The sequence below is a fragment of the Pseudomonas antarctica genome (assembly GCF_900624995.1).
Classification (GTDB): domain Bacteria; phylum Pseudomonadota; class Gammaproteobacteria; order Pseudomonadales; family Pseudomonadaceae; genus Aquipseudomonas; species Aquipseudomonas antarctica.
Genome location: NZ_UYXQ01000148.1, coordinates 1 through 8,628, shown reverse-complemented (window position 1 = coordinate 8,628; position 8,628 = coordinate 1). Strand labels below are relative to the sequence as shown.

The 8,628-nt window shown below is 60.1% G+C and carries 8 protein-coding genes; 5 read left to right on the top strand and 3 right to left on the bottom strand.

What is annotated here, in order from left to right; genetic code table 11:
- Positions 1-184: 184 nt before the first annotated feature.
- Positions 185-811, bottom strand: a complete 627-nt coding sequence (locus tag E0F99_RS27190) for an alanyl-tRNA editing protein (RefSeq protein WP_083359299.1) — start codon at positions 809-811, stop codon at positions 185-187.
- 89 nt (positions 812-900) lie between these two features.
- Here E0F99_RS27190 and E0F99_RS27185 point away from each other — a divergent pair, with 89 nt between their 5' ends.
- Positions 901-1,833: a LysR family transcriptional regulator gene (locus E0F99_RS27185; RefSeq protein ID WP_083359298.1), complete on the top strand. Its 933-nt coding sequence runs from the start codon at positions 901-903 to the stop codon at positions 1,831-1,833.
- A 127-nt stretch (positions 1,834-1,960) separates the two neighbouring features.
- Here E0F99_RS27185 and E0F99_RS27180 read toward each other — a convergent pair whose 3' ends face one another.
- Both E0F99_RS27180 and E0F99_RS27175 read right to left on the bottom strand, forming a co-directional pair.
- Entirely contained in the window at positions 1,961-2,368 is a 408-nt protein-coding gene (locus E0F99_RS27180; protein WP_083359297.1) for a PA2817 family protein, read from the bottom strand.
- A 74-nt stretch (positions 2,369-2,442) separates the two neighbouring features.
- Positions 2,443-4,890 (bottom strand): acyl-CoA dehydrogenase, encoded by a 2,448-nt coding sequence (locus tag E0F99_RS27175; RefSeq protein WP_083359296.1) that lies wholly within the window; start codon positions 4,888-4,890, stop codon positions 2,443-2,445.
- A gap of 191 nt (positions 4,891-5,081) precedes the next feature.
- On the opposite strand from E0F99_RS27175, the gene E0F99_RS27170 reads away from it, so the two are divergent.
- The 4 genes from E0F99_RS27170 (at position 5,082) to E0F99_RS27155 (ending at position 8,258) form a co-directional block, all read left to right on the top strand.
- The gene (locus tag E0F99_RS27170) at positions 5,082-5,741 is read left to right on the top strand and encodes a transglutaminase-like domain-containing protein (protein WP_083359295.1); all 660 of its coding nucleotides are present in this window, start codon (positions 5,082-5,084) and stop codon (positions 5,739-5,741) included.
- Between the two features lie 56 nt (positions 5,742-5,797).
- The gene (locus E0F99_RS27165; RefSeq protein ID WP_083359294.1) at positions 5,798-6,415 is read left to right on the top strand and encodes a glutathione S-transferase family protein; all 618 of its coding nucleotides are present in this window, start codon (positions 5,798-5,800) and stop codon (positions 6,413-6,415) included.
- 134 nt (positions 6,416-6,549) lie between these two features.
- Positions 6,550-7,482: an ABC transporter ATP-binding protein gene (locus E0F99_RS27160; protein ID WP_083359293.1), complete on the top strand. Its 933-nt coding sequence runs from the start codon at positions 6,550-6,552 to the stop codon at positions 7,480-7,482.
- On the top strand, positions 7,479-8,258 hold the full coding sequence (locus tag E0F99_RS27155) for an ABC transporter permease (RefSeq protein WP_083359292.1): 780 nt from the start codon (positions 7,479-7,481) through the stop codon (positions 8,256-8,258). Before E0F99_RS27160 ends, E0F99_RS27155 begins: the two co-directional genes overlap by 4 nt.
- Positions 8,259-8,628: the final 370 nt, after the last annotated feature.

Here is an 8,628-nt window from a genome sequence, read left to right as displayed (position 1 = left end):
AAAACCCGGTCAAAAACTTAGCGCAACACAAAAAGTTGCGTAGATACCCATGGTCATCGCGGGCAAGCTCGCTCCCACATTTAATCTTCGCTGCTTTGGGCATTGCGTTCGCTTAACTGAACGGCATAAGGGCAAGCCCGCTCGCCACAGTAAGCCTGCTCGCCACAAAAACGCGTGTGTCGTTTCAGGTGATTTCGTAGCGCACCGACAACGTGCCCTTTTTCTCCGACAAGCCCAGTATCGTCACCTCGCCCAACTCGCTCAAAGCCTGCACATGCGTGCCGCCGCAGGCGTAGGCGGGTAATTCACCGAAGCCCACTTCGCGGGTGCCATCTTCCAAGGCCATGTGACGCGGGTAGTCCGCGGCGATCCATTGGTTAATCTGTTGTTGAATCGCCTCGGCGTCCATGATTTGTGCGGCTTCGCCACGAATAAAGGTGATCTTGCATTCGCCTGGCCAGTGATGAGCTTTGATCGGCATCCAGCCCAGGCTTTCCCCTGCATTGCCAATCAGGTGCCCGGCGGAATGCAGGCGCGTGTACAGGGCGCGGCGTTGTTCATCGACCCGTGCGGTGATCGGGCCGGGCTCCACCGGCTGGTCGACGTAGTGCACCACGCGATCGGCTTCCTGGGTGACGCGCAGCACCTGGCTGTCGCCGAGCCAGCCCGTGTCGAAGGGCTGGCCGCCGCCCTGCGGGTGGAAGATTGTTGACTGCAACGTGACGGCAAACCCGCCCTCGTGCGGGGTACAGGCCAGCACTTCAAGCTCGGCAGTCAGGTGGTCGTGGGTAAAAAACAGGCGCTCGGTCATCGTTTACATCCGCATCAGGGTTCTACGGGCAGTATAAATAGTGCGCGGATGGGTGATAATCCGTTCAATTATCAATGGACCTGTGCGTCATGAGCATCAATCTTCCTTTGCCGCTGCTGGGTGAAATGGCGATTTTCGTCAAAGTGGTGGAAACCGGCAGCTTCTCTGAAGCGGCGCGGCAACTCAGCGTTTCGCCTTCGGCGGTAAGCCGCAGCATCTCACGCCTGGAACAGGCACTGGCTACGCGCCTGTTGCAACGCACCACGCGCAAACTGCGCCTGAGCGAGGGCGGTGAAGAGGTGTTCAAGCGGTGCCAGGAAATGGTCAACGCGGCGCGCTCGGTGATGGAAATCAGCGGCCAGTTCACCCACGAAGCCGAAGGGTTGGTGCGGGTCAGCGTGCCCAAGGCAGTCGGGCGGTTTGTGGTGCATCCGCATATGCCGGAGTTTTTGCGCCGTTATCCGAAGGTGGATGTGCAGTTGATTCTTGAGGACCGGCATGTAGACCTGATCGACGACAATGTCGACTTGAGTATCCGCATCACCGACAGCCCGCCTCCCGGTCTGGTTGGCCGACAATTGTTGCCCATCGAACATTTGCTGTGCGCCACCCCGCAGTACCTGGCCGAGCACGGCACGCCGGGCCATCCGCATGATTTGCTTGAGCACAGTTGTATTTACCTGGGCGAAACCCCGGGCGATTCACGCTGGAAATTCCGCCAGGGCGGCAAGGCGGTGACGGTCGGGGTGCGCGGTCGCTATGCGGCGAACCACACCGGGGTAAGGCTGGACGCGGTGTTGCAGCATGTGGGGATTGGCAGCTTGCCGTATTTCACCGCGCGGCATGCGCTGGAGCAGGGGCGGTTGGTGCAGGTGTTGCCAGCGTGGGATTTTATTGCGTCCTACCATGGCGAGGCGTGGTTGCTGCATTCGCCGACGCGGTATTTGCCGCCGAAGTTGCGGGTGTTTATTGATTATCTGGTGGCGTGTATGGCGAAGGAGCCGACGTTGCGTCGACGCTGATTGTGGGCGCTGGCTCATGTGGAAGCTGGCTTGCCTGCGATGCAGGCGACTCGGTCTGGAAGTCAAAACCGGGGCGACTCCATCGCAGGCAAGCCAGCTCCCACAGAAGAGCGTTTGTTCGCTGGGATCAGTGCTTGCTTTGATCCTGCGGCATGGCCAGCAGCTGTTTTTCCTGGTTCCAGTCGAACGGTTCGTCGTTCTGTTCGGCTTCGAAACGACGTTCTTCCAGGGCCTGGTACAGGTCCAGTTCTTCATCCGGCATGAAGTGCAGGCAGTCACCGCCAAAGAACCACAGCAGGTCGCGCGGCACCAGGTGGGCGATTTGCGGGTAGCGCAGGATAACCTGACTCATTATGTCCTGGCCCAGGTACTGGCTTTCGATCGGGTCGATCGGCAGCAGGGCGCGCAATTCGTCGAAACGCTCCAGGAACAGGGTATGGCTTTCCTCGGGCACCTGTTCGGCTTCGCCGACGGCAACCAGGATGCTGCGCAAGTGGTCGAGCAAGACAAGATGATCGGCAACGACGTTGGACACGAGATAAGTCCTCAAAGCAAAAACGGGCGCGAGAGTATATAGCTCACGCGCCCGTATTTATATGACCGCTCGACTCAGCGGACTTTTCCCTCAGCCTGGGTCAGCTCTTCCTTGCTGAAGTCATCCACGTCGATCACCTTGCGCCGTGCCGCTTCGGCGTCGCGCAGGGTTTGCGCTTCGCCCGGCTGCAGCACGCCGGCATGCAGCGCGGCATCGATGGCATGCTCGCCGGCACTTGGCTTGACCTGGCCGCTTTTCAGCGCCGCGTGCAGTTTTTTCTGCAACGGGTGGCTGGCGCCGAGCAGGTCGTAGGCGTGTTGCAGGGCACCCACCGGATCCTCCGCCGATTGTGGGCGATAGCAACCGGCCAGCAACTCTTCAAGGGTCGGGTCGCCTTTGGCGCGACCGATCACCGCCGCCACTTCGGCGTCCAGTGCATCGGACGGCCCGGTATGGCGACGCCCGAACGGGAACACGATGACCCGCAGCAGGCAGCCGAGCACCTTGTTCGGGAAGTTGCTCAGCAGCTCATCCAACGCGCGCTCCGACTCGCCGAGGCTTTCTTCCATCGCCCAGGCGAACAGCGGTTCCAAATGGTCCGGCGAATCCAGGTCGTGATAACGCTTGAGTGCGGCCGACGCCAGGTACATGTGGCTCAGCACGTCACCCAGGCGCGCCGACAGGCGTTCGCGACGTTTCAATTCGCCGCCCAGCAACATCATGCTCAAGTCGGCGAGCAAGGCGAACGCGGCGGCCTGGCGGTTCAGCGCACGGAAGTAACCTTGGCTCAGGCGGTTGCCCGGGGCTTTTTCGAAGTGGCCAACGCCCAGGTTCAGTACCAAAGTGCTCGCGGCGTTGCTCACGGCGAAACCGATATGTTGCATCAGCAGGCCGTCGAACTCCTTGAGTGCCTGGTCCCGGTCTTCACGACCCGCCAGGGCCATTTCCTTGAGCACGAACGGGTGGCAGCGAATCGCGCCCTGACCAAAGATCATCAGGTTGCGCGAGAGGATATTTGCGCCTTCCACGGTGATGAAGATTGGCGCGCCCTGCCAGTTACGGCCCAGGTAGTTGTTCGGGCCCATGATGATGCCCTTGCCGCCGTGCACGTCCATGGCATGGCTGATGCATTCGCGACCGCGCTCAGTGAGGTGGTACTTGAGTATCGCTGACAACACCGAGGGTTTTTCCCCCAGGTCCACCGCGTTGGCGGTGAGCATGCGTGCGCTGTCCATCAGCCAGGCATTGCCGCCGATACGCGCCAGGGCTTCCTGGATACCTTCGAAGGCCGACAGCGGCACGTTGAACTGCTCGCGCACCTGGGCGTACTGGCCGGTCACCAGGCTGGTGAACTTGGCTGCACCGGTGCCGACTGCAGGCAGGGAGATGGAGCGGCCCACCGACAGGCAGTTCATCAGCATCATCCAGCCCTTGCCGAGCATCTCCTGGCCACCGATGAGGAATTCCAGGGGGATGAACACGTCTTTGCCCGAGTTGGGGCCGTTCATGAACGCCGCGCCCAGTGGCAGGTGGCGGCGGCCGATTTCCACGCCGGGGGTGTCGGTGGGGATCAGCGCCAGGCTGATGCCCAAGTCTTCTTTATCGCCCAGCAGGTGGTCCGGGTCATGCGCCTTGAACGCGAGCCCCAGCAGGGTCGCGACCGGGCCGAGCGTGATGTAGCGTTTTTCCCAGTTGAGGCGCAGGCCAAGGGTTTCCTTGCCTTCCCATTCACCTTTGCAGATCACGCCGGTGTCGGGCATGGCGCCAGCATCGGAGCCGGCCAGCGGGCCTGTCAGCGCGAAGCAGGGGATATCATCGCCACGCGCCAGGCGCGGCAGGTAGTGGTTGCGTTGCTCGTCAGTGCCGTAATGCAGCAGCAGCTCGGCTGGGCCGAGGGAGTTGGGCACCATCACGGTGGAGGCGAGGTCGCCGCTGCGGGTCGCGAGTTTCATGGCGACCTGGGAGTGGGCGTAGGCGGAGAAGCCCTTGCCGCCGTATTCCTTGGGAATGATCAGGGCAAAGAAGCCGTGGGTCTTGATGTGTTCCCAGGCAGCGGGCGGCAGGTCCATGGCCTGGCCGATTTCCCAGTCGCTGACCATCGCGCAGAGTTCTTCGGTGGGGCCGTCGATGAAGGCCTGTTCTTCTTCGGTCAGTTGCACCTTGGGGTAGGCCAGCAACTTGTCCCAGTCAGGGCGACCGCTGAACAGTTCGCCATCCCACCACACGGTGCCGGCATCAATCGCGTCGCGCTCGGTCTCGGACATCGGCGGCAGGACTTTCTGGAACCAGCTGAACAGCGGTTTGGTGAAGTATTGGCGGCGCAGGTCGGGCAGCAGCAAGGGCAGGGCCACGGCCGCGATCAACACCCAGAAGATCAGCAGCAGCCAACCCGGTGCATGGCTCCAGGCGCCCATCGCCAGCAAGTAAACGGCGACCACGCCCAGGGCGGGCAGGGGCGCGGTGCGGCGGTGTGCCAGGTAGGCAATGCCGACCACCAGAACCAGTATCCACAACAACAGCATATTCAATCCTCCGTGAAACCAGGGGCGAAACCACCATGGAGCTTAGTCGGCATCCGAAAAAGCGCAGTGATGAGCGTGTAACGAGTTGTACAGGAAGCACCGACCACCAGGCGCCGACATTTGGCCGAATCGTCGTTATCGCAAGGGCAAACCTGTCGTTAGACTCAAGGCTTCCTTCGGAGATAACGCTCATGGATACGTACCTGCGTCCCAGCCGCTTCATCGATAGTGACCACCCTGCGGTGGTGGAGTTCGCGGAAAAACATCGCGGTCCCAGCGCGGATCTGCGTGACCAGGCAGTCAGTCTTTATTACGCCGTACGTGAGGCGATTCGCTACAACCCCTACACCTTCAGTCGCGACCCAGGCACTTTGAGCGCCAGCTTCGCGCTGGCTGCAGGTGAGAGTTACTGCGTGCCGAAGGCCACCTTGCTCGCCGCTTGCGCCCGCCACTGCGGCATCCCGGCGCGCATTGGCTTGGCGGATGTGCGCAACCACCTGTCGACGCCACGCCTGATTGCTTTGCTCAAAAGCGATGTGTTCGCCATGCACGGCTATACCGAGTTTTACCTGCGCGGTCGCTGGGTCAAAGCTACGCCTGCGTTCAACAGCCAGCTGTGCGCGTTGTTTGATGTGCCGCCGCTGGAATTCGATGGCCTCAACGACAGCGTGTTCCACGCATTCAACCGCCAGGGCCAACGCTCGATGGAATATGTACTGGACCACGGGCAATTTTCTGACGTGCCCGAGGCGTTTTTCTTCGCACACATTCAGCAGTGTTACCCGCACCTGTTTGCCGAGGATATGCCGATACTGTTGGGTGATATGCAGGGCGATTTAAGCCGCACGTGAACCGGCGTATGCTGCTGCGTTCATCAAGCCATGTTTATCACCAATAGGGCGCGGTCATGCTGAAAATATGGGGTCGTAAGAATTCATCAAACGTCAGGAAAGCACTGTGGTGCGCCGAGGAACTCGGCCTGGACTATGAAGCAATTGATGCGGGCGGGGCTTTTGGTGTGGTCGACACGCCGCAATACCGAGCGCTGAACCCCAATGGCCGGGTGCCGATGATCGAAGATGGCGACTTTGTGCTGTGGGAGTCCAACACCATCGTGCGGTACCTGTGCGCCAAGCAGGCCTCGAACTGGTACCCGAGCGACCTGCAAGCGCGGGCGAATGCCGAGAAATGGATGGATTGGACCACGTCGACCTTCGCCGAACCGTTCAAGATCGTGTTTTGGGGCGTACTGCGCACCCCGGCGGAAAAACAGAACTGGGACACCATCCACGCTGGGCGTCAGGCCTGTATTGATGTGCTCCAAACCGTCGAGCAGGCACTGGCCGTGCAGCCGTATCTGTCGGGCAACGCGATCGGCATGGGTGATATCCCGCTGGGCAGCTTCATTTATGCCTGGTTTGAAATGCCCATCGAACGCCCGTCGATGCCCCATTTAGAGGCCTGGTACCAACGCTTGCAACAGCGCCCGGCCTACCGCAAAGCCGTGATGACCGCGTTGACTTAATACCCACTATTAATACGGGTGACTGTACTTGTGCGGCGCGGGCAAGCAACATGCCTGCCATGCGCCGCCGTTGAACTACCTGGGCTGCGCCCTCATCTACTGTTCCTATTCCCTTCTTTGGTGCGTATTCCGATATGAGTTCCGCTCTGTCCATCCGGCAGCTAACCAAAACCTACGGCAACGGTTTCCAGGCCCTGAGTGGTATCGATCTGGACGTTGCCGAAGGTGACTTCTTCGCCTTGCTCGGCCCCAACGGCGCTGGCAAATCCACCACCATCGGCATCCTCTCGACCCTGGTCAACAAGACCAGCGGCACGGTGAATATCTTCGGTCATGACCTGGACAAATCCCCGGCGGCGCTCAAGCGTTGCATCGGCGTGGTGCCCCAGGAATTCAACTTCAACCAGTTTGAAAAAACCTTCGACATCGTCGTGACGCAGGCCGGCTACTACGGCATTCCAGCGAAAATCGCCAAGGAACGCGCCGAGCAGTACCTGACCCAGCTGGGCCTATGGGACAAGCGCGACGTGCCTTCGCGTTCGCTGTCGGGAGGCATGAAGCGTCGCCTGATGATCGCCCGCGCGCTGGTGCACGAACCGCGTCTGCTGATCCTCGACGAGCCGACCGCAGGTGTGGACATTGAGCTGCGTCGCTCAATGTGGACCTTCCTCACCGAGCTGAACGAGAAGGGCATCACCATCATCCTCACCACCCATTATCTGGAAGAGGCTGAGCAGCTGTGCCGCAACATCGGCATCATCGACCACGGCACCATCGTCGAGAACACCAGCATGCGTAACCTGCTGGGCCAGTTGCATGTGGAAACTTTCCTGCTTGACGTCAAGAACAACCTGTCGGTGGCGCCGCAACTGCTCGGCTACCCAAGCCGCTTGGTCGACGCCCACACCCTGGAAGTCCAGGTGGACAAAGCCATGGGCATCACCGCGCTGTTCACTCAATTGGCCGCCCAGAACATCGAAGTGCTGAGCCTGCGTAATAAAACTAATCGCCTTGAGGAGTTGTTCGTGTCCCTGGTGGAGAAAAACCTGGCGAAGGTGGCGTTATGAGTTCGGAACTGCAACCCAACATTGTCGCGCTGCAGACCATCGTCTACCGCGAAGTGAAGCGCTTTACCCGGATCTGGCCGCAGACTTTGCTGCCGCCGGCGATCACCATGGTCCTGTACTTTGTGATTTTCGGTAACTTGATCGGCCGTCAGATCGGCGACATGGGTGGCTTCACCTACATGGAGTACATCGTGCCGGGCCTGATCATGATGTCGGTGATCACTAACTCCTACGGCAACGTGGTTTCCAGTTTCTTCGGCAGCAAGTTTCAGCGTTCCATCGAAGAACTGATGGTCTCGCCGGTGTCGCCGCACACGATTCTGATCGGCTACACCTTGGGCGGCGTGCTGCGTGGCTTGATGGTTGGCGTGATTGTGACCTTGTTGTCACTGTTCTTCACCCACCTGCAAGTGCATCATCTGGGGCTGACTATTCTGGTGGTGGTGCTGACCGCAACGATCTTCTCGCTGCTGGGCTTTATCAACGCCGTGTTTGCGCGCAACTTCGATGATATTTCGATCATTCCGACCTTCGTGCTGACGCCGCTGACCTACTTGGGTGGGGTGTTCTACTCCATCACCTTGCTGCCGCCGTTCTGGCAGACGGTGTCGCTGGCCAACCCGGTGCTGCACATGGTCAATGCCTTCCGCTACGGCATCCTGGGCGTGTCGGATATCAAGATCAGCGTGGCGATCACCTTCATGCTGGTGGCCACTGTGGTGCTGTATATCGGTTGTGCGCGGCTGCTGGTGAGCGGGCGCGGGATGCGTACGTAAGTAGTCAGTTGCAAAGAAACGGCCTCTTGATGAGGCCGTTTTTTATTGGGTGCGCGGAACTAATGGGGGAGTTTTGCAGCATAGGTATTGGTTGAGTGCTGTGGTTGTTTCGGGGCCGCTGGGTACATATCCGTTATTTGGGTAACGGCTGCTATGGGTTCCGCTCTTACAGCGGCTCACTTTGGAAAAGCCCCAAAGTAAGCAAAGGGCTCTTGCCCCACCACTCGGCACCTCGCTCACGCTTCGGTGTGCCCTCACGCAGGCTTTGGACCGTGGGCCGCCGCCATGGGCCATCCTTGGCCCATCGCGGCTAAACCGGCGTCCTGCCGGTTTACCCACGCTCCAAAGCCTGCGTTCGGCCAGCGTGGTT